This is a genomic window from Natronincola peptidivorans (assembly GCF_900111615.1).
Classification (GTDB): domain Bacteria; phylum Bacillota; class Clostridia; order Peptostreptococcales; family Natronincolaceae; genus Natronincola_A; species Natronincola_A peptidivorans.
In genome coordinates this window covers 138,702-158,579 of sequence record NZ_FOHU01000002.1, presented here as the reverse complement: position 1 = coordinate 158,579, position 19,878 = coordinate 138,702, and the positions used below count along the sequence as shown (strand labels likewise).

The following is a 19,878-nucleotide window of genomic DNA, read 5'->3' as shown; positions in this document are numbered from 1 at the left end:
TCCCATTTATTCCTTATGAAAAGTAATATCTTCTATTGAAATCAATGTATCCTCTTCAATATCCTTGATAGCTTTTTGCCCTACTATTTGTCCCATATATTTAGGTGGGATACCATTGCCGGGTCTTTTTATACAAAGCATCTCCTCAGCAATCACTTCTCCCCTGGTTATTTTCTGTCTCGCTACAATGCTTTTTCTTGCTACAATTCTAGTGTCTTTTTCTCCTTCTGCCACCTTTTTTATGCCACTTCCTAATGCACTTTCAATATTCCGTATTGAATCCACCATCTGCCTTAATTCATGAGGCTCTAAGGAAGCTTTGTGATCTGGCCCCTCCATCTCTTTATCTAGAGTTAAGTGTTTTTCTATTACTTTAGCACCTAATGCTGCAGCTGCTATAGGCACTTCTATGCCAAGGGTGTGATCAGAATATCCTACATCTACTTGAAAAGCCTTCTTTAGGGTTTCCATTGCTCTTAGATTAACATCTTTCATATCCGTTGGATAGTTTGAAGTGCAGTGCAGCAGTGTTACTTGCGTATTATCTTCTTCATAAATCCATGTTAAAGCTTCTTCTACCTCTCCTAGTGTTGACATGCCTGTTGATAGAATCATTGGTTTTTGTTTTTTAGCTATATATTTAAGCAGTGGTTTATTAGTAATCTCTCCTGACGCAATCTTAAACATGGATATATGCAATCTATGTAATAAATCTACCGACTCCCTATCAAAGGGGGTGGAAAGGAATATTATCTTCTTTGTTGTACAGTATGCTATTAATTCTCTATGATCCTGTTCGCTTAATTCTAGCTTTTTAACCATTTCATATTGTGTTTCTTCCTGCCCTGTATTCTTTACTTGATATGCTGCTTTTTTTGCAGACTTTATTAAACCCCATTTTGCTTTAAAGGTTTGAAATTTTACAGCATCGCACTTTGCTTCCGCCGCAGCATCTACTAGTTTTTTTGCTAATTTTAAATCTCCATTATGATTTACTCCCGCTTCTGCAATAATAAAGCAACCCATATTCAACACATCCTTATTGAAGTCAAATCATAAAATCCTTTTTTAAGCAATTCATCTTTATCCTTGAAATTAACTTGCTTTAATACATTTGCTATTTTTTTTGCCGTTGTCCCATCACCATAAGGATTATTCATGCTTTGTATTTTGCTTTTAAAGTCTTCCGATAGTGCTTGATGAATTGCTTGTAGAACTTTTTCTTTCCTTCCTTCACAATCAATAATATTAGGAGTCCTTAATCTGCCTTTTTGTCTTTCTCCTACATTCACCACTGGAAGCTTGAAATATGGACTCTCACTAATTCCACTAGATGAATTTCCTATCATCATAGCAGCATACTTCATGGAACTTAAATATGCTTTTTGCCCTAGATTTTTCCTTAATTGAAATTTATCAGGATAACGATTCATGTATTCTAGTATAACACTATATACCTCCTGGCTGCCCATATCAGCATTGGGCATGGTAATCAATACAATTAAATTTGTATCTACTAATGCCTTCATGATTTCTTTTATCTCAACAGATATGTGGTTAAAGCAATTAAGTGTAACAGGATGATAAGTCATTAAAGCAATCTTTTCTTTGAAATTTATTCCAGTATATTGAGAAATTTCTTCTTTATTCATCAGCTTTATCTCTCTCATATTATCTATTGCTAATGACCCTACTGAATACACCCGTTCTGGATTCTCTCCCATCTGTATAATCCTATCTCTATAAATATCTAAAGAAGGAAAATGAATGGATGTCATTTTAGTTATAGCATGTCTTATGGTATCATCAATGGCCCCTTCAGTGACCTCACCTCCATGGATATGCACAATAGGCACTCTATGGATGACGGCTGCCGTACATACTGACAATAATTCATAGCGATCACCAAGTATAATAACTCCGTCAAAGGCTGCATTAGAAAATAATGAAGAAAACTTTTTAAGCCCTATTGCCATAGAATGACAAATCTCTGTTTCTTTATCGCCTTTTAATTCCATATCCACAACAAAATCTATCTTAAAGCCATCTTCCTTTATGAAGTCTATGGTTTTGCCATAAAAATCAGAAAGATGTGCTCCTGTCACGATTAGAGCTGTCTCTATATGCATGTCTTTGTTTATCTCTTTGATCAATGGACGTAACAAACCGTATTCAGCTCTTGTTCCAGTTACTACTGCAAATTTCTTTTTCATGATAATCCCAATTCCTTTTTATTTATTGGTTTGTCTTTTTAATTTTTTCTCCATATATTTCTTCAAATTATTTCTATGGTCAGTTGCAAAGTTTCCACTAACTTGTTCTCCCTTTTCTACATTCTCAATGACTGCAGATCCCATTGCAATAAAAGCTTTTTCTCCTATTTTGATTCCTTGTGCAATACTACTTCCTGTTCCTATACTTATCTCATTTTCTAATAGAACATTGCCTGAAATAGCTGTTACAGGGTTAATCACATTATAATTACCTATTTTAACATCATGACCAATGGTAACATTCATATTGATGGTGTTAAAATTGCCTATATGAATATCGCTTGTGCAAACTACTCCAGGATAAATAATGTTTCCAATGCCAATATGTACTCTATCCTTATTAAGGATTGCTTTAGGGTGTATGATGTTAGGAAATACTATGTTATTAGATAATTGAATTTTTTTTAGTATATTCATCTTAATCTCTACTTTACCAAAAGGAATAATTACACCCAATAAAGGGAAGTTTTTTGCAAAGGATTTAAAGGTTTCATCCCATGTAATTATTTCTTTTTTATTTAATACAGTGCCAATTTCTTTTTTGCTTTCGGAAACATATCCTAACACATCAAAAACATTTTCATGATTCTGATTGTTAATATCATCAATAAAATCTACAACCTCTTTAGATGTACTCCCAGTCCCAAAAATAACTGTTGGTAAGCCCTTCCACAGCTTCATTTTTTTTCACCTGCTTTTTTGTTATTTACCAGTTCTTTTTTGTATTTTTTTATGTAACCACATATATATTCTATCTCTTCGTTTTTTAATGAAACAGAACTTGGAAGGTTAACACCTTTGTGGCTAATCTCGCAAGTAACCTCCATCCTCCCTTTTTTACATTCCATATACGGAGTCATAGCATGAATGGGCTGAAAAAAAGGTCTGCTTTCAATACCGCTTTTATTTAACCTTTCTAACAGTCCATCCCGATTAATGCCATAATCTTTATTTATTAAAACACTATACAGCCAATGCACATGCTTCACATTTCCCTTTTCTGTAGGAAGTTGGATCCCTTCTATGCCTTGTAAATACTCCTTATATAGGCTGACATTCCTTGTTTTTGCCTTTATATACTCTTTAATTTTCTCTAACTGTGCTACTCCCATGGCAGCCAGTAGATTAGGCATCCGATAGTTGTAGCCTATTTCTTCATGGATCATACTTCCATTGGATAGGATCGTCTTTGCTTGATTAGACAAATATTTTGCTTTTTCTCCTGCCTTTCCATTGTTGGTAACCAGCATGCCTCCTGCCCCTGTGGTAATCAATTTGTTTCCATTAAAGCTGAAGGTGCCAAAATCCCCTAATGTTCCCGCCTTATGCCATACACCATTCTTTGTCCTATATTCTGAGCCTAGAGCCTCTGTCGCATCTTCTATCACAAACAAGTTATACTTTTTAGCTATTTCTAATAGAGGTTCCATATCCACTACATTCCCATAGGTATGTACAGGAATAATTGCTTTTGTATTTTTTGTAATTAATTCCTCTACCTTCTCAACATCCATCACCCATGTATCCTTAGTGATATCTACAAAAACAGGCTCTGCTCCTACATATTTAATAGGATTCACGCTAGCAATAAAGGTCATAGAGGGAACTATCACTTCATCTCTTGGTCCTATCCCTAGTGTTTGTAAAGCTAAGGTGATGGCAGCAGTTCCATTCATAGTAACTACTGAAGTCTCTATCTTTAGATATTCATTAAATCTTTCTTCAAAAAGATCTACATAGCTGCCTGCAGAAGATACCCAATTGGTATCTAAGCATTCTTTAATGTATTTCCATTCGTTGCCCTCAATATTTGGTATGCATAATGGAATCATTTTCTACCTCTCTTTACTTTTAGCCTATACATTATATATATCAGACTTAAAATAGTGAATATTTTTCTCTATCCAATCTATTGTCTCTTTCAACCCTTCATCTAATGTGTACTTTGGTTTCCAGTTAGTGATTTCAGAAACCTTTTTATTGCAGGCACAAAGTCTGTTCACTTCACTTTTTTCTGGCCTAAGTCTTTCTTCTTGACAGCTTATTTTTACATCTCTGCCGATGAGTCCAATGATTTTTTCTGTTAGATGACCTATAGATATTTCCTTCCCTGTGCCAATATTCATTATGGTGCCTATTGTTTTATCATTTTCTGCTACCTGAATAAAGCCTTCAACTGTATCCTTTACATAATTAAAATCTCTAGTAGGTAAAAGACTACCTAACTGGATTTCTTTGGCTCCTGATAGGATTTGAGATATAATGGTAGGAATCACGGCTCTCGCAGACTGTCTTGGTCCATAAGTGTTAAAAGGCCTCATAATAGCTACTGGTGTTTTAAAGGAACGATAGTAGCTTTCCGCCATCATATCTGCTGCTATTTTGCTGGCAGAATAAGGAGACTGTCCTTGTAATGGATGTTCTTCATCTATGGGTACGTACTTAGCAGTACCATATACTTCACTAGTAGAAGTATGAATCATTTTTTCTATCATGAAATCCCTGCATGCCTGCAGTACATTTAATGTTCCCTTTACATTTGTATCAACATAAGATGCAGGGGCATAATAGGAATAAGGTATCGCTATTAATGCCGCTAGATGAAAAACAATATCCTTGTCTTCTACAGCTTTTCTGACACTGTTTTCATCCCGAGCATCTCCTGTAAATACCTCCATATGCTTTTTATATTTTTCATCTAAGGTGTCTAGCCATCCCCAGCTATTAAAGGAGTTATACAGTGTAAATGCTGTTACCTCAGCCCCTAGTTCTACAAGCCTTTCCACCAAATGACTCCCAATAAAACCCTCAGCGCCTGTTACTAGTACCTTCTTATTCTTTAGTTGCACTGGCTTCCCTCCTAAATAATTCTTGATAGTCCGTATTGGCTTGATGATAGTCCTCCACCTGACCAATATCCATCCAATACTCTGTGATAGGAAAGCTCCCTACTTTTTCATTTTTATCTATTGCTTTTTGAATAAGTTCAGTAATATTAAAATATTGGTTTTCAGGAATATCATTTATTGTCTCAGGACTGAGACAGTAAATGCCTCCATTGATAAACATACTGGTAGAAGGCTTTTCCTTTAAGGAAGCAACCTTTTCATTTTCTATAGCCAAAACCCCGTAGGGTATTTCAAACTCGTGCCTTCTAGCCGCTATGGTTATTTTATTCTGATGCTTTTCATGATAATTCATGAATTCATCAAAGTTCAGCTTAGTCAAAATGTCTCCATTAATCACTAGAAATGGTTCTTGTAAATAGCTTTGTGCCAGCTTTATTGCTCCAGCTGTGCCTAAAGGTTTTTCCTCTTTGATATACTGTATATTGACATCAAAGGCTTTTCCATCCTGAAAATAGTTTTCTATAATATGAGATTTGTAATTAAGACATAATAGGATATTCTCATAACCATAAGTCTTTAGTTGCTCTATGATGGTTTCCAATATAGGCTTTGATCCCACTGAAAGCATAGGCTTAGGGGTATCCATAGTCAAAGGCATTAGTCTTCTTCCTATTCCTCCTGCCATAATTACTGCCCAGTTTTCCTTTGTAGGCTTCTTTATAAAGTCTTGATAAAATATGATATCTATTACCTTCATTTCTTCATCTAACACAGGAATTTGGAAGATGGATTTTTGGTCAAATATGTTTCTAATAAACTTTTCACTATAATTTTCGTTAACAAATATAAAATTCTTGTTCATTACATTCTCAACATATTCCTCTAGGCATATACCTTTTATAATAGCTCTTCTTATATCCCCGTCTGTTACAGTTCCTTCTAGTCTTCCATTATCATCTATCACTAGAGCTATGCCTTTAGCATTTTGATCTATCACTTCCATTGTGTATTTTAAAGTATCATTTTTTTCCACTGAAAGTTTTTCTACTATCATACTATCCTGTTTCTTTATTTGATTGAACATCTCTTTAACAGTGTCATGGCATTCCGTTGTTTTTTTTTCTTCTGTAAGAGATAGTTTTTCTGGTTCTTCTTTTGTTTTTATCTTAGGAAGTTCTTGCATTATATCACTATTAGTTCCCTTAATGGTAACTTCCTCATCATCGATATATATTTTAATTTCTTCGTGTATCTTCTGAAATGCTTTTTCTACATATGTCATATCTCTTTCACAGGCAAATATTAACTTTCCTACAGCATTAATTACTCCTTCTGCTCTTTTTATTTTGCTATTTTCCCTCTGAATATCTGTCATTTCACTAATAAAAATCTGGTAGGATACTCTATTTCTAGGTAATATAAAGGTGTTTAAGTAGTGGTTCTTTTGAATCTTCGGGAAAACTATATCTAATTTTTGATACATTTTTTCCAACTGTTGAAAATTCCTGCTTTTAGCTAGTTTTTCTATCTTGTTTAATATTTCTTTAGCTTCTTTGAATAATAGTTTAGCTTTTTTATAAGCAATATCCATTTTTTTCATCTGCTGCTTCATATGTTCTGTATCGTAATTTTTATTATCTATTATGTACCAGTTCTTATTTACAACTGGTTTTCTAAGATCATTCTCTATTACTTCATTGAGAGGGATAAATATAGTTCCTTGAATATGAGCTCCTCCCTTTGTAGCATTAATTACCTCTATTCCCTTAAACTCTTCTAGATATGCCTCCATTTGTTGACGCATTCTATTGTAACTATCATTTGTCATTATTTCTCTTCCATAAACATCTTTAACTTTAATGGAGTTTCCAAATTCCCCATTGGTTACTAGCTTCTTATGATAATCAATTCCATCTGCATAATTTTTTTCATTTAAGTATGCTAAATTTTGCCCCACTAATATGATTTTTCCAAACCCTAATTCATATAAGAGCTGTAGCGTTATAACGGCAATACTGGGAGCATCCATAACCCCTTGTATCATTTCTCCAGATCTTGCTTTTAAATAATAGGCCGCAGTAACATCCTGACTAGTAATCATGTGGAGTTTTTTCCCAGGGTATTTTTGTAATATTTCAAAGGCTACACTGCTACCAAAAACCAGTGGTATTTCTTTAATATCTTTTTCCACTATATTTTGAAAAACCTTTTGATTCTCTTTACTTGGATCATAGGTGCAAGCAGCATGGGGATAAATATTGTGATGAATCAAGGTGTTAATGGCTGACCCAACTGTAAATATATAGGCTAAATCCTTTTCCTTGATATATCTTAGATGTTCAATCTCATCATCCAAGGATGGTCCTGCTGCTACTAATACAGCTGGTTTTCCTTCAAATTGACCTTTCTTATTTAGTAAAATATTTGGGCTTCTTAATACCTCTTTAAAATTTCTCATGCTATTAGAAACCCATCTTTTTTGAAAAGCATAATTGGTTCCCCATGAACTTCTTTCATCGATTACCATTTCTTTAAAGGTCTGTAGAAAGACTTCATAGTTTTTTGGAAAGTTCTTTTCATAGCTTGGTAATGGGAAAACAATAATTCTCTTGTCTTTATTTTTTAGCATTTCTCTAAAAAAAATTTCCCTATCCTCTTCTCTATTTTCAGCAGCTATACAGTTGATATTCTTTAATGCTAGTTTTTGTAGGTTCTTATTAGATAGAAAATGATACATAATTTCCTCTATGGGTTCATATATGGAAAAGGATATATTGTTATACTTATGTACAAACAAATCTATATGATAGCCTAGACCAACACCATAAAATATTACATAGACATCTTCATCAATAACCTCTGTTTTTTCATATTGATCGAGGATCGTACTAGCTTCCCTAACAGGGTCATATTTGCTATGGAGATAGATTCCCTTCCCTTCTTTTTGTATTTTTAAGGTTTTTTCGCCATTTCTTGTGTCCTCTAGCTTTATGAATCCTTCATCTATAGTACTCTCTATTTCTTTCATTCGTTGATATAAAGAGGGATATTCCATCCTAAGGAAATTTATATTATCAGTTAGCATGGCTATTATACACCTCCTCTGGTAGCATTTCTTGTAATTTTTGAAACATTTCTTCAAATATTGGATTGATTTCATAGGTTAGCATATCAGCGATTAAAACCATATCTTGATTTTCTACTGCACTATGCAAATCTAGTATGTTGTCGTTCAGCTTCAAAAGATGCTGTACATACTCATTCCACAGCTCATAGCTGGGTACTATTTCTTCTAGGTGCTTATTTTGATCTATATTAACAAAGGATTGCAATATCCACTGTATCCCCCCTAAAAGATCCGCTAAGCTCTGCCATGATTCTTCCTTAGGAGTTTGATAAAAGGCTTCTCCTAAATCTTTAACTAAGGGAACAGCTCTTTGGAGGTAATCTTTAGTGGATAGCAGCACTTCCTCTACCAGCTCCTTTAAAATCTTTACCTCCACTCTTATCTCTTCAATCGACGCTATATTCTCTAAAAGATACTCCTCATAATCCTGGTATATTTCTACTCCATCCACAACAAAATGACTAAGAAAATAATGCCTATCCTGCAACACTTTATCAATTTCATTAAATAGATCCTCAACTACTTCTTCTTTATTAGGAAATTCTAAAACGTTATCCAATATCAATAATTTCATAAGGCACCTCCAAATTAATACATCATATAACCATTATCGGCTTTTTGCGACAATTTTTGAAGAGGTTTGTGAGATTTTCCAAAAAATACTTAAAAGAGTCAGAGGAATCCCCTGACTCTTTCTGTTTGATTTCATATTAAAAGCATTTACTTTATTGACTATCCTAACAATTGAAGTACTGACTGAGGAGCCATATTGGCTTGAGCCAGCATTGCTGTAGCTGCTTGAGAAAGGATGTTTTGCTTTGTGAACTCCATCATTTCTCTCGCCATGTCTACGTCTCTAATTCTTGATTCAGATGCTTGTAGGTTTTCACTAGCTGCATCTAAGTTTTTAATAGAATGATCTAGACGATTTTGCATAGCACCTAGAGAACTTCTTTGTGCAGATACTCTTTCAATAGCTGCATTGATTTTCTCTATAGCTGCTTCTGCTGTTCTTCTTTCGGAAATGTCGATCTTATCTACATTGAGTGCCTCTGACCGCATATCCCTGATGGCCATAAAGCTCACCTGACCAGTATTGGCACCGATCTGTGAAGAGAAAGACTCATCTAAGTCTATGTCCTCTGCTTTTTTGTACTCATTAAATACAAAAGTCATACTTTGTCCAATTTTGAAGTTCTTGCCATCTCCAGTGCCAGAGTCTACCGCAAACAAACTTTGACCAGTTTCGAAGGATAAAGTTGCTGCTGTCCCAAATGTAGCACTAGCAAATGTTATACTACCAGATGCTAAAGTAATTACACCATCAGCAGCATCCTTGCCATCAGGGCCAGTTATTTTAAAATCAGCAGCAGTAACAGTACCACTTGAAGCCTTGATTCTTGTGATTGTATAAGCACCTACTTCTTTACCAGTTGTTTTTATACCTGATGCAAAAGCTTTCATGCCGTTGGAAATATTTAATGTAGAGTTATTGCTTAGTCGTACACTACCCTCTATTTTAGATGCACCCTTCTCAAGGTCACCATTCAATAGATTCTTTGTATTGAACTCAGTGGTATTACCGATTCTGTCTAACTCAGAGATTAGTTGCTTTACCTCATTTTGAAGCTCATTTCTATCAGCATCTGTGTTGGTATCATTGGATGCTTGTACTGCTAGCTCTCTCATTCTCTGTAGGATTGCATGGGACTCTGTTAAAGCACCCTCTGCTGTTTGGATTAGAGAAATAGTATCCTGAGCATTTCTAGAAGCTTGATTTAAGCCTCTGATTTGGCCTCTCATTTTTTCGGAGATTGCCAGGCCTGCTGCATCATCTCCAGCTCTGTTGATTCTAAAGCCTGAAGATAATTTTTCCATAGATTTAGAAGTAGCCGCATTTGTAAGTCCCAGCTGTCTATGGGTGTTCATTGACATAAGATTGTTGTTAATTCTCATAGTTAATTCCTCCTTGAATTTTTTTGTTTTTTGGCATCCTTGCCTTCTCCACCTGTGGTGGAATGTAAAATAGTAAATCTTCCTTTTCCTTGGCCAAGGTTTTTAGGTAAGATTTATTTATAGCTTATTATATATATCGGCTAGAAATTTAAGGACTTTAGAAGAAAATGTGAAATTTTGATGAAAAAAATATATTTTTGTGTTCTGTTAAGATCCTTTTGAAAAGATCCTTCAGTGCCTTCAGATGACAGGCTGAAAAATCTTTTCTACTATTTTTTGAAAAAATCCTTCAGTTCCCCAAGATTGGTTTTCTGTAGGCTGGCGGCTTTGTTTTCCTCTTGGATTTCTATATAGACTTCTTTTCTAAAAATCTCTATATCCTTTGGAGCAGAAATGCCTATCTTTACTCGATCTTCATCAATGCTGAGGATTTTTATTTCGATGTCCTTTCCCAGCATGATACTTTCCTCTTGTTTTCTTGATAGTACCAGCATTTATTTTGCCTCCTCTACTATTTTTTCTTGGGAGGCTTTTTTTAGTTCTTCTATGATATAATGCTTGGCATGGTATTTGTCATCATCCAGTACAATTTGTTTGGCTTTGTTGTTTTTTGTATTGATGATAATGGGAGCCCGCAGGTTCGCCGTCATCTTATTGATATCCTCTGGTACGATGACGATAGTAAAGATGCTGACATCCTCTGGGGTTTGGATATCCAGCTTTTCTATCGTCCTTTGAGAGATTTCAAAGTCATAGTCTGCTATAAAAATAAATGGGTTTACTATGACAAAGGCTAGTTCTCCTTCCTCTGTTGATTGTAACCAGTGGAAGGGCACTCCTTCATCAGGATTCTGAAGAATGATGAATTTTGTCAGTTTTTCAAAGCCTGGTAGCCCATCAGGGAAATGCAGGGTTTTTTCTTCCTCTATGTTGATTTCTCCAAAATGCTTCGTATTCAATAGCATGCTTTTTCCGCTCCTTTTCCTGTTTGTTTTGTCTTTATTATCTCATTATCCGCCATAAAGGTCTACACGTTTTCCGATATAATCTATGTTGATATAATTTTTTTGTTTTAAGTAGATGTTGGTATTTCCTCTGTTATAATCGATACTTGGTGGTGTATATGGAGCATTTACCTGAACCTCTCCCTTTTGAAAGCTAAATCGAGTTTCCCCTCGTCTTACCTGAATCTCTGGCCTAGATTTAGGTATCATGTCGAAATTGAATTGTCTTTCCTTTGGCTCCGACTTACTTTTTGCTAACCTGTTTAAAATAAAGCCATTTTGAATATTGGCCATTTGTCGACCTTCATTGGCAGTACTATAAGCTGATTGCAGGGCTGCTTGTTTTCCCTTATGGGCATATATTCTAGAAATCTCTCTACTGCTCTTTAGTCCTGCCTCTGAAAAGCATTGACTTTGATCTATCAGTAGTACTGGATTGTCTTGTTGCATAGATATTTTAGGATCTCTGATGTTGGTTTGAAGGGTCTGGGAATTATTTGATATCATCATTTGTCCCATGCTTTGCTGTATGCCGATTTCTGCATTTTGTGCGGTAATACGCAAATCCATTCTACATCACCCCATCAAAAGAAATAAATAAAGGTTTGGACTCTTTAAGGGGTTACCTTAAAAAGTCCAATAAAGTCGGTTGTATAATCCTAGCTCCTACTGATAATGAAGAACGATAAACATTTTCTTCATTAATCAGCTCCATAATAACCTCTGCCATGTCTGCATCCTCTAGCTGGGATAATAGATTTTTGAAGTTAATGGTATCATCGGCTATACGATTTTTTACTAAGTCCATTCGATTTGATTTTGCTCCAATTTCTGAGCTTGCCTTCAATAATTGTTGATGGAAAGCATCGATTTGTCCTAAAAGCTCTCCTATTTCTTCGGTGTTACCCTTCAGAAGCTCTCTTTCAAGCTTATCTATCAGTTGGATAATCCCTGCTTTTTGTCCTGCAGCAGTGGTTCTTTTTTCACCTTCACCTATTACTACTAATTGCATTGTATCTGGAGAACTATTTTTATTCTCTATCCCTAATGTTCCTAATGTTCCTCCAAAGATTTCTTTGTTATAGGCAGGACCAGTGTTAACAGGGGCAATTATTCTTAAGCTATTTGGTGAATCAGCTGGATCTGGAGGATCTGAAAGTGGATATGGTTGAAAGCTAAAACCTGCAATTTTCGAGCCTGTTTGTTTAGAGATATCTTCAAGCGCTTTGCTAATGGCTTTGCTGATGGCTTCATTAACTGCTTCAGCATAAACTGCAGGATCTGCAGGATCTGCTATAAGCTCATTTATTACTATAGTTCCACCAGTTCTGTCTATATCCTTGATATCAAAATCCTCTGTACCTGAAACAAATCCTAAAGAAATATTAAGTTTTACTCCCATAAAAGTAAATGTTTCAGTATCTCCTCCTATTAGATTTAGCTCTGTTACATCAATTGCTCCAGTCTCCCAAACAGCTGGCATTTGTCTGGTGTCAAATGCTGTGGCGTCTTTAGGAACGGCTTTTATTCTTAGTACACCATCCTCCACATTAGTACCATTCCACTCATTAGCTTCATGTTTTTCAAAATCATAACCCTTTAGTGGAGATCCATATATTTTTCCCATTTCTTTTAATCCATTAATAATAACATCTCTTTGAACTTCTGCATCAGCAGAATTCACTGTGATGGTTGCTGCTGTACCTTCTTGGTTTGTTACTGTCTCTTCTGGAGTTCCTATGATTAAAGTAACTGTAACTGGAGGCTCTCCCTCTTTCATCTGAAGAGATATAACATCTCCGTTAGCTAGAGGAAATTCCCGCGAATAAACCACTGGCCTCTCAAACCCCTCAAACAACTCGAAACCCAGGGTATTCACTCCGATAGATTCATGATTTCCCACCTGAATATCCTTTTTATCATCAATAAAGGTTGGATTTTTATATGCCTGTAAATCTACTAAATAGTTTCCTTCTATATCAAATAAAGGCTGGTTTACTTTTTTCCCAGAAAAAATATAGCTACTCCCATAGGAGGTATTTCCTAGGCTGATGATTTGTGCCTTTAGTTCCTTTACTTCCTCCTGTATCTTGGTGGTTTCCTCTGCTGTCAGTACGCCATTTGCTGCTTGTACAGATAATTCCCTCAGACGATGAACAGCTTCATTGGTATTTTTTATTGCCAGCTCAGTGGTTTCCAGCCAAGATATAGCATCATCCACATTTTTATTGTATTGCGCCAGCTGACTAATATCTGCCCTTACCTTTAAGCTTCTGGATATACCCACAGGATCATCGGAGGGTTTATGAATCCTTTTTCCAGTTGCCACCTGCATTTGTCTTTTGTCCATCTGATACAGATTGCGATTTAGGTTTCGCATCATGTTACTAATCATCATATTATTGGTAATCCTCATATCCTACCCTCCCTACCTTCCTACTAAGCCAATTCTATTGATAACAACATCCAGCATTTCATCCATGGTGGTGATCATCCTGGCTGAGGCATTGTAGGCGTGTTGGAATTTTACCATGTTTGATAGTTCTTCATCCATGGATACCCCTGAGATTCTCTGTCGTTCTATATCCACCTGCTCTGTTAAAGCCAGTTGATTTGTGGCATTTCTAATGGCCTCCAATGTATCTACCCCTAGGTTGGAAATCAAGGTTTTTAGAAAATCTTCAGGTTTTCCTTCTCTAAACATACCGGTATCGTCCCTCAGCTTAGATATCCTCAAGGCATTAGAACCATCACCTGGAAGCAAATCTTCCTCGCTGGCAGCAGCGATTTTGTTTAAATCATCCATGTCTAAAGAAACTCTGATGTTTTTTGCATTGATTTGTGGAGCTCCATCCATTTTAGCATCTGTTGTTGTTAGTCCATTGGCAGTAAAAAAATGGTAGCCTGTTTTTCCATCTAAGCCATAGCCGCTGCTATGAATTTTGTTTACTTCCTCAGCAAATACCTGTGTAAAACGGTTCAATTGTTCTATGTAATAAGGAACTCCTTTGGTATTTCCTCCTGTACCATCCCTCAAGTCCAATAGGGCTTTTAGCTCTCCCTTAAGTCCTGAAACATTTAAAGTGCTTCCGTTTGCCCATTTTACTGTATTGATCTCAAGATCCACGCCTATATCTTCAAAAAAGTCACTTTTCCCCTTGGTGTCGGCATCCAGTTTATAAGCTGTACCATGATATACCAATGGTTGTCCATTGATCTGCAGCACCATTTTTTTCCCTACATGCTCCTTACTGCTGACAACAGTATCATTGATATCTACCACTTCTACTACCTCTAGATTCACCAGCTTCGATAATTCATCGATAAGATGGTTTCTTTGATCTCTTAGGTCGTTGGCATTACCGCCATCTACTTCAAAGCGAAAAATCTGCTCATTTAGCTGTGCGATTTGGTCTGCATAGCTGTTGATAGAGTTAACTGTGGTAACAATATCAAAGTTTAGGTCCCTAACCATTTTCTCCATCTGATCATACATATGATTGATAGAGTTGGTAAAGGCAATGGCGTTTTCTCTCACTAAGTTTCTAGTAGAAAGATTGTTGGCATTCTCCGGCTTACTCAGCTGTTGAAAGGAAGCAAATAATTCATCGATAACAGTGGTAATCCCTGTATCAGAGGGTTCATTTAAGATAGCTTCTAAGTAATACAGACCATCTCTTTTAGCCTCCCAATAGCCTAGAGAGTTAACCTCTCCTCTATATCTAAAATCTAAAAACTCATTTCTAAGCTGTTTTATGGCTAAGGTGTCTACCCCCGTCCCCAGCATTCCTTGCCCTCCTGGCAGTGACATGGGTGTGCTTTGAACCTGCTCTAGTCGTTGTCTAGTATATCCTTTGGTATTGACATTGGCAATATTATGTCCTGTTATGTCTAAAGCTCTTTGAGCTGCAAAAAGTCCAGACCGGACTGTGTTAAATCCTAAGAATGTTGAACGCATTGTGGAACACCACCTTTTTTCTATATTGGGGTTTATGGGTTAAACCTTTATATCTAAAATGCTTGATATAGATTTCTTTTTACCTGTATCTTGCTCTCCATAGTTGTTACCAGTATCTGTTGAGGAGGTCATTAGCTCTAAATTAAAATTGACATACTCAAGGTTTTGTTCTATAAGCTTTTCATTTAACTGATTTACCTCCGTCAATCTCTTAATAGACGCCAAAAGTTCATCTCTGATAGCATCTAGCTCCTCTGCTTCTTCATCCTCTAAGTGCAGCAGCAGCTCTGATAGGCTGGCGGGCTCAGGAATCTCCATCTCCTCTGCTATATTAACAAAAATGGAACGACGGATTTTTTCAAAGGTCCCCATCGTTCGAATATATTGCTGTTCTTTTTGGGTTGTTTCTTCTAGCTCCTTCAGTTTCCCCAGCTTTATGATGACTGTTTTCTCTTTTGACATCTCTAATATATCCTTATACATTTTTAATTCCTTTTGAAGGGCATCTCTCAATTGCTCTATGGATTTCACCATGTTTTCACCACCCATTAATAATCCTAGATAGACTTACACCTTTTTATCTATTAATATACTCTCTATTAGCTGATCAGCAACTTCTTTTCCAGATACATTATAGCTGTTGGTTTGAACTTGCTCTTTTAATATCTCCACCTTTTCCTGTCTTATCTCTGGAAGATTTTTATAAGCCTTTAATGCCACTTGGAACTCCTGAGCTTTTTGAGAAATCTCCAGTTTATCTTGAGAGGTAGCAACCTCTCCTGTTTTCTCTGTAGGCTTCACTGTTTTATTGTATAATTTCATCACCTGTGTAATATTTGGGTTGTTAAATATTTTCATAAAAAAACACCTCATACTTTCCGATTCTTTTCTTAATAGTATTATCGGTAGTTATGAGGTATTTCTTTACATCTATTAATTATTTTTCTTTCTTTCTGCTATAAACATTTTATGGCTTTTATTGGTTTTCTTGGGCGCTTCCTTTTCATTTTCATTGGTTTTCAATGCTTTGCTTAACTCTTTTTTCAGATCACCTGCGCAGGAATCACAGAATCTACCGGAACGAATAGATGCTCCGCACCGCTCACAATCCAATAGCATGTTGTCTTCTTCTTTGATTTCTATTCTGTTCTCTCTTAAAAACCTAAGAATTTTCTTTTCACTAACATCTGTAGCCTCTGAAACCTCTATTATGCTGGCTCCTGGGTTGTCATATAGGTATTCCTTTACTTTTTTAAAATCATCTTCATCTGTATTGCCACATCGGGAACATAGATCGGAACCATTATACGCAAAGGTTCGATTACAGCTAACGCAGTTTCTTAATTCCATACATTTTCCCCCTTCAACTTTTTCAATAATGAAAATATATTCATAGACCTAGGCCCTTCTTAAACACCTCTTGCAAAGGTTACTACATTTACTTCTTTTGCTCCTGCTTCTAGCAACAGCCTGCTGCAAGCATCTACTGTGGTTCCTGTTGTAAATATATCATCGATCAATATAATTTCTTTTCCAATAATCCCCATAGGCTTTATTATCTTAAATGCATTTTCCACATTGAGTTTTCTTTGTTTTTTAGAGAGATTATGCATTACCTTTGTATCCTCTACCCGAGTCAAATTAGCTTTTTCATAAGGAATTTCCATATGCTTGCTAATATACTTTGCCAAGAGATGCGATTGATTGTATCCTCTCTCTTTTTCTTTTCTATGATATAGAGGAACTGCCATCAGCTTGTCCCCTTTTATTTTTTCTTTTTTCATGATATCAGCCATCATATACGCCATATATCGTGATAAGTAAGTAGCATCATGGTATTTAAAGCGAAAGACCAATCCCTTGATCCTGCCTTCATAGGCCACTGCAGAGACAGCCCTTTTGAAGTGATGTTTGGCTTCTTCACATTCTATGCAGATGTCATTCCTCCATGGGTCACTCAGTGGCTTCCAGCATTTTTTACAGCAGTTCTCTTTAATAAAAGAAATATTACTTATACATTCGCTGCAAAGACCACATTCTCCTTTTAGGTTTGAGTAACAATTACAACTGATACATTTGATACTAGGGGGATAAATCAAATCTAGCAATGCTTCTATATAGCTATCAGCAATTTGTTTTATTTCCCCTATCATCTTCTTACCCCCTTTAAAATTTAGGGCTTATTATTTATTTCGGTATAATTGCCTAGTTTCTTAACATCTCTGAATAATTCACCATGAAAACATCTAACTCTTGACTAGCCTCCACCACCTCAGGGTCTAAAAGATTTCCATCCTTGTCCTTTATTAATTGATGCAGTTTTTTCCTTGTTTTTCTTATTTTCTTTTCTAGCTTCAATAATTGATTCATCTTCTCTCTATTTAGTCCTCCATTATATTTATTTTTAATCTTTCATAAAATGAAATTCATAAAACTTGTTTAATCGATAAGCTAGTCCTGAATAACGCTGAATTATTTTATCATTATTTACCATCATTTGCAAATAATTTTCAGCTCCTACTAATACCACCAGCTGTTTTGCTCGAGTGATGGCGGTATAGAGTAAATTTCTTGTCAATAGCATTGGCGGTCCCCAAGCGATGGGCATGACTACAACTGGAAACTCCGAGCCTTGACTTTTATGAATAGTGACACTATAAGCCAGCTCAAGCTCCTCTAGTTGAGAAAAGTTATAGGATACCAACCGATAGTCATCAAATAGCACAACTAACTCCTGGTCCTCCTGATCAATAGATTGAATATATCCTATATCTCCGTTAAATATCCCCTCTCCTTTTTCTTCCTCAGCATCAGGATCTAAACTCTCCCATTTTAATGTATAGTTATTTTTAATCTGCATTACCTTATCTCCCACACGAAAGGCTTTTCCCTTAATTTCTTTTTCTTGTTTCCTTTGACTAGGGGGATTTAAAGCATGCTGCAGCTCCTTATTAAAATTGATGGTGCCTACTTCACCTTTTTTCATAGGGGTTAGCACCTGGATATCCTTTACAGGATGATATTGATAATGCTTAGGCAGTCTATCCTTTACTAAATCTAAAATAGTTTTCACAATGTTGCCCTTTTGTTTTTTTGCAATAAAATAAAAGTCCTTATCCTTAACATTGAGTAGTGGGTATTGACCTCTGTTTATTTTATGGGCATTGACAATAATCATGCTTTCCTCTGCCTGTCTAAAGATTTCCTGGAGCCTTACTACCTTGATGATTTTGCTTTCTATGATATCCTTTAGCACATTCCCTGCTCCTACTGACGGCAGTTGATCTACATCTCCCACTATGATAACCCTGGTTCCTAAGGCTATAGCCTTCATCAGACTATGCATAAGGAGGATATCCACCATAGAAGCTTCGTCAATGATGATGACATCCCCTTCTATAGGGTTCTCTTCATTCCTGAGGAACATCATGGTGTCTTCCTCTTCTGCAAAACCCAGCTCCAGCATTCGATGAATGGTTTTAGCCTCCTTACCAGTGGCCTCCTTCATTCTTTTTGAAGCTCTGCCTGTAGGTGCACCTAATACCACTTTTTTTTCCAATTTCTCAAAAATTTTTATTAATGTGTTGATGGTTGTGGTCTTCCCTGTTCCCGGACCTCCTGTGATGACTAAAATGCCATTTTCTATGGCTTCCTTTACAGCTTCTTTTTGCTTTGTTGCAAGAAAGATTCCATCCTCCTGCTGCAGATGCTGGATTTCTGCTTCTATTTCTATTCTCAGCTTGTCCATCTTCACTCTAGAAAGCTCTATCAGTTTTTTGCATGCATTTGTTTCTGCATAATAATAGGGCATAGAATAAACAGCTATTTCTTCCCCTTGTCTTTCCATCTGAATCTTTTGGTCCAACGCTAGGTTTTGTACTGCCTCCTGCACCATTTCTTCTGGTACCTTCAATAAAGCACTAGCTTTTTGTATCAATAGATCCTTTGGTGCATAGGTATGTCCTTCTAAATGGAAAGTGTTTAACATATACTTTGTTCCGGCATATATTCTGTATGGGGAGTTGACTGCGATGCCCATTGTATTTGCAATTTTATCAGCAGTAATAAAGCCGATACCTACTATATCCTCTGCCAAACGATAAGGATTTTCCTGAATCATGGCAATGGTATTTTCTCCATAGGTTTTGTATATTTTCACTGCATAGTTTGGAGTTATCCCATATTGGGAAAGAAAAAGGATAATTTCTCTTAGTTCTCGCTGCTCTTGAAAGGCTTCTGCAATGGTAGCAGCTTTAGCAGTTCCTATGCCAGAGACCTCCGTCAGTCTATGGGGATGGTATTCAATAATCTCCAAGGTTTCTTTGCCAAAATGATCCACCAATCGTTTTGCCATCTTTTTGCCGATACCGATAATGATACCAGAAGACAAATAGTGTATGATTCCTTCTTCTGTAGAGGGTAGAATAGGTCTATACTCCAGTACCTCTAACTGATGTCCATACACTGGATGAAGAATCCAGTTTCCCTTCACCAGTAGATGGTCTCCTTCTCTTAAGGCAGGCAGATACCCTACTGCAGTTATTTCTTCCTCATGGGTCTCCAGTATGGCCACCATATAGCCATTGGATTCATTTTTAAAGATAATCTCTGTCAATCTGCCTTCCACTTCCAACAACTTATCGTCCTCCTAATACCATACATTTACACTCTATCATCATATTTTTGTCATTTTCTTCATATACATGTATAT

The 19,878-nt window shown here is 36.2% G+C and carries 19 protein-coding genes; all 19 read right to left on the bottom strand.

What is annotated here, in order from left to right:
* Nucleotides 1-6 precede the first annotated feature (6 nt).
* The 19 genes from neuB to recD2 all read right to left on the bottom strand — a co-directional run bounded on the left by neuB (nucleotide 7) and on the right by recD2 (nucleotide 19,794).
* Nucleotides 7-1,026, bottom strand: coding sequence for an N-acetylneuraminate synthase (gene neuB / locus BMX10_RS03455; protein ID WP_090439386.1), 1,020 nt, complete (start codon nucleotides 1,024-1,026; stop codon nucleotides 7-9).
* 2 nt (nucleotides 1,027-1,028) lie between these two features.
* Entirely contained in the window at nucleotides 1,029-2,213 is a 1,185-nt protein-coding gene (gene neuC, locus BMX10_RS03450; protein ID WP_090439383.1) for a UDP-N-acetylglucosamine 2-epimerase, read from the bottom strand.
* Between the two features lie 18 nt (nucleotides 2,214-2,231).
* On the bottom strand, nucleotides 2,232-2,954 hold the full coding sequence (locus BMX10_RS03445; protein ID WP_090439380.1) for an LbetaH domain-containing protein: 723 nt from the start codon (nucleotides 2,952-2,954) through the stop codon (nucleotides 2,232-2,234).
* Nucleotides 2,951-4,105, bottom strand: coding sequence for an aminotransferase class I/II-fold pyridoxal phosphate-dependent enzyme (locus tag BMX10_RS03440; protein ID WP_090439377.1), 1,155 nt, complete (start codon nucleotides 4,103-4,105; stop codon nucleotides 2,951-2,953). Before BMX10_RS03440 ends, BMX10_RS03445 begins: the two co-directional genes overlap by 4 nt.
* Before the next feature lie 24 nt (nucleotides 4,106-4,129).
* Nucleotides 4,130-5,122, bottom strand: coding sequence for an NAD-dependent 4,6-dehydratase LegB (locus tag BMX10_RS03435; protein ID WP_090439374.1), 993 nt, complete (start codon nucleotides 5,120-5,122; stop codon nucleotides 4,130-4,132).
* Nucleotides 5,106-8,207: a sugar phosphate nucleotidyltransferase gene (locus tag BMX10_RS03430; RefSeq protein ID WP_170834662.1), complete on the bottom strand. Its 3,102-nt coding sequence runs from the start codon at nucleotides 8,205-8,207 to the stop codon at nucleotides 5,106-5,108. The genes BMX10_RS03435 and BMX10_RS03430 overlap by 17 nt, the downstream gene beginning before the upstream one ends.
* Nucleotides 8,197-8,823 carry a hypothetical protein gene (locus tag BMX10_RS03425; RefSeq protein WP_090439369.1) on the bottom strand — a complete coding sequence of 209 codons (627 nt, stop codon included), beginning with the start codon at nucleotides 8,821-8,823 and terminating at the stop codon, nucleotides 8,197-8,199. The genes BMX10_RS03430 and BMX10_RS03425 overlap by 11 nt, the downstream gene beginning before the upstream one ends.
* A 158-nt stretch (nucleotides 8,824-8,981) precedes the next feature.
* Complete coding sequence (locus BMX10_RS03420; RefSeq protein WP_090439366.1) at nucleotides 8,982-10,205, bottom strand: flagellin N-terminal helical domain-containing protein; 1,224 nt, start codon at nucleotides 10,203-10,205, stop codon at nucleotides 8,982-8,984.
* 269 nt (nucleotides 10,206-10,474) lie between these two features.
* Nucleotides 10,475-10,699, bottom strand: a complete 225-nt coding sequence (csrA, locus tag BMX10_RS03415; protein WP_090439363.1) for a carbon storage regulator CsrA — start codon at nucleotides 10,697-10,699, stop codon at nucleotides 10,475-10,477.
* The gene (fliW, locus tag BMX10_RS03410) at nucleotides 10,700-11,170 is read right to left on the bottom strand and encodes a flagellar assembly protein FliW (protein WP_090439360.1); all 471 of its coding nucleotides are present in this window, start codon (nucleotides 11,168-11,170) and stop codon (nucleotides 10,700-10,702) included.
* Between the two features lie 45 nt (nucleotides 11,171-11,215).
* Entirely contained in the window at nucleotides 11,216-11,779 is a 564-nt protein-coding gene (locus BMX10_RS03405) for a DUF6470 family protein (protein WP_090439357.1), read from the bottom strand.
* 52 nt (nucleotides 11,780-11,831) lie between these two features.
* A complete protein-coding gene (gene flgL / locus BMX10_RS03400) occupies nucleotides 11,832-13,625 on the bottom strand; it encodes a flagellar hook-associated protein FlgL (RefSeq protein WP_090439355.1) in 1,794 nt (597 codons plus the stop codon).
* Nucleotides 13,626-13,637: 12 nt separating this feature from the next.
* Nucleotides 13,638-15,167 carry a flagellar hook-associated protein FlgK gene (gene flgK, locus BMX10_RS03395; protein ID WP_090439352.1) on the bottom strand — a complete coding sequence of 510 codons (1,530 nt, stop codon included), beginning with the start codon at nucleotides 15,165-15,167 and terminating at the stop codon, nucleotides 13,638-13,640.
* A gap of 39 nt (nucleotides 15,168-15,206) precedes the next feature.
* Complete coding sequence (locus tag BMX10_RS03390) at nucleotides 15,207-15,701, bottom strand: flagellar protein FlgN (RefSeq protein ID WP_090439349.1); 495 nt, start codon at nucleotides 15,699-15,701, stop codon at nucleotides 15,207-15,209.
* A gap of 33 nt (nucleotides 15,702-15,734) precedes the next feature.
* The gene (gene flgM, locus BMX10_RS03385; protein ID WP_090439346.1) at nucleotides 15,735-16,025 is read right to left on the bottom strand and encodes a flagellar biosynthesis anti-sigma factor FlgM; all 291 of its coding nucleotides are present in this window, start codon (nucleotides 16,023-16,025) and stop codon (nucleotides 15,735-15,737) included.
* 75 nt (nucleotides 16,026-16,100) lie between these two features.
* Complete coding sequence (locus tag BMX10_RS03380; RefSeq protein ID WP_090439344.1) at nucleotides 16,101-16,517, bottom strand: TIGR03826 family flagellar region protein; 417 nt, start codon at nucleotides 16,515-16,517, stop codon at nucleotides 16,101-16,103.
* Nucleotides 16,518-16,576: 59 nt separating this feature from the next.
* Complete coding sequence (locus tag BMX10_RS03375; protein ID WP_090439342.1) at nucleotides 16,577-17,320, bottom strand: ComF family protein; 744 nt, start codon at nucleotides 17,318-17,320, stop codon at nucleotides 16,577-16,579.
* A gap of 52 nt (nucleotides 17,321-17,372) precedes the next feature.
* Entirely contained in the window at nucleotides 17,373-17,537 is a 165-nt protein-coding gene (locus tag BMX10_RS03370) for an aspartyl-phosphate phosphatase Spo0E family protein (protein ID WP_090439339.1), read from the bottom strand.
* Between the two features lie 34 nt (nucleotides 17,538-17,571).
* Nucleotides 17,572-19,794: an SF1B family DNA helicase RecD2 gene (recD2, locus tag BMX10_RS03365; RefSeq protein ID WP_330387805.1), complete on the bottom strand. Its 2,223-nt coding sequence runs from the start codon at nucleotides 19,792-19,794 to the stop codon at nucleotides 17,572-17,574.
* Nucleotides 19,795-19,878 lie beyond the last annotated feature (84 nt).

What these genes read in the sequence shown, in the direction of transcription:
- neuB (WP_090439386.1), bottom strand. Translation starts at nt 1,026, where the DNA reads ATGGGTTGCTTTATTATTGCAGAAGCGGGAGTAAATCATAATGGAGAT.
- neuC (WP_090439383.1), bottom strand. Translation starts at nt 2,213, where the DNA reads ATGAAAAAGAAATTTGCAGTAGTAACTGGAACAAGAGCTGAATACGGT.
- BMX10_RS03445 (WP_090439380.1), bottom strand. Translation starts at nt 2,954, where the DNA reads ATGAAGCTGTGGAAGGGCTTACCAACAGTTATTTTTGGGACTGGGAGT.
- BMX10_RS03440 (WP_090439377.1), bottom strand. Translation starts at nt 4,105, where the DNA reads ATGATTCCATTATGCATACCAAATATTGAGGGCAACGAATGGAAATAC.
- BMX10_RS03430 (WP_170834662.1), bottom strand. Translation starts at nt 8,207, where the DNA reads ATGCTAACTGATAATATAAATTTCCTTAGGATGGAATATCCCTCTTTA.
- BMX10_RS03425 (WP_090439369.1), bottom strand. Translation starts at nt 8,823, where the DNA reads ATGAAATTATTGATATTGGATAACGTTTTAGAATTTCCTAATAAAGAA.
- BMX10_RS03420 (WP_090439366.1), bottom strand. Translation starts at nt 10,205, where the DNA reads ATGAGAATTAACAACAATCTTATGTCAATGAACACCCATAGACAGCTG.
- csrA (WP_090439363.1), bottom strand. Translation starts at nt 10,699, where the DNA reads ATGCTGGTACTATCAAGAAAACAAGAGGAAAGTATCATGCTGGGAAAG.
- fliW (WP_090439360.1), bottom strand. Translation starts at nt 11,170, where the DNA reads ATGCTATTGAATACGAAGCATTTTGGAGAAATCAACATAGAGGAAGAA.
- BMX10_RS03405 (WP_090439357.1), bottom strand. Translation starts at nt 11,779, where the DNA reads ATGGATTTGCGTATTACCGCACAAAATGCAGAAATCGGCATACAGCAA.
- flgL (WP_090439355.1), bottom strand. Translation starts at nt 13,625, where the DNA reads ATGAGGATTACCAATAATATGATGATTAGTAACATGATGCGAAACCTA.
- flgK (WP_090439352.1), bottom strand. Translation starts at nt 15,167, where the DNA reads ATGCGTTCAACATTCTTAGGATTTAACACAGTCCGGTCTGGACTTTTT.
- BMX10_RS03390 (WP_090439349.1), bottom strand. Translation starts at nt 15,701, where the DNA reads ATGGTGAAATCCATAGAGCAATTGAGAGATGCCCTTCAAAAGGAATTA.
- flgM (WP_090439346.1), bottom strand. Translation starts at nt 16,025, where the DNA reads ATGAAAATATTTAACAACCCAAATATTACACAGGTGATGAAATTATAC.
- BMX10_RS03380 (WP_090439344.1), bottom strand. Translation starts at nt 16,517, where the DNA reads ATGGAATTAAGAAACTGCGTTAGCTGTAATCGAACCTTTGCGTATAAT.
- BMX10_RS03375 (WP_090439342.1), bottom strand. Translation starts at nt 17,320, where the DNA reads ATGATAGGGGAAATAAAACAAATTGCTGATAGCTATATAGAAGCATTG.
- BMX10_RS03370 (WP_090439339.1), bottom strand. Translation starts at nt 17,537, where the DNA reads ATGAATCAATTATTGAAGCTAGAAAAGAAAATAAGAAAAACAAGGAAA.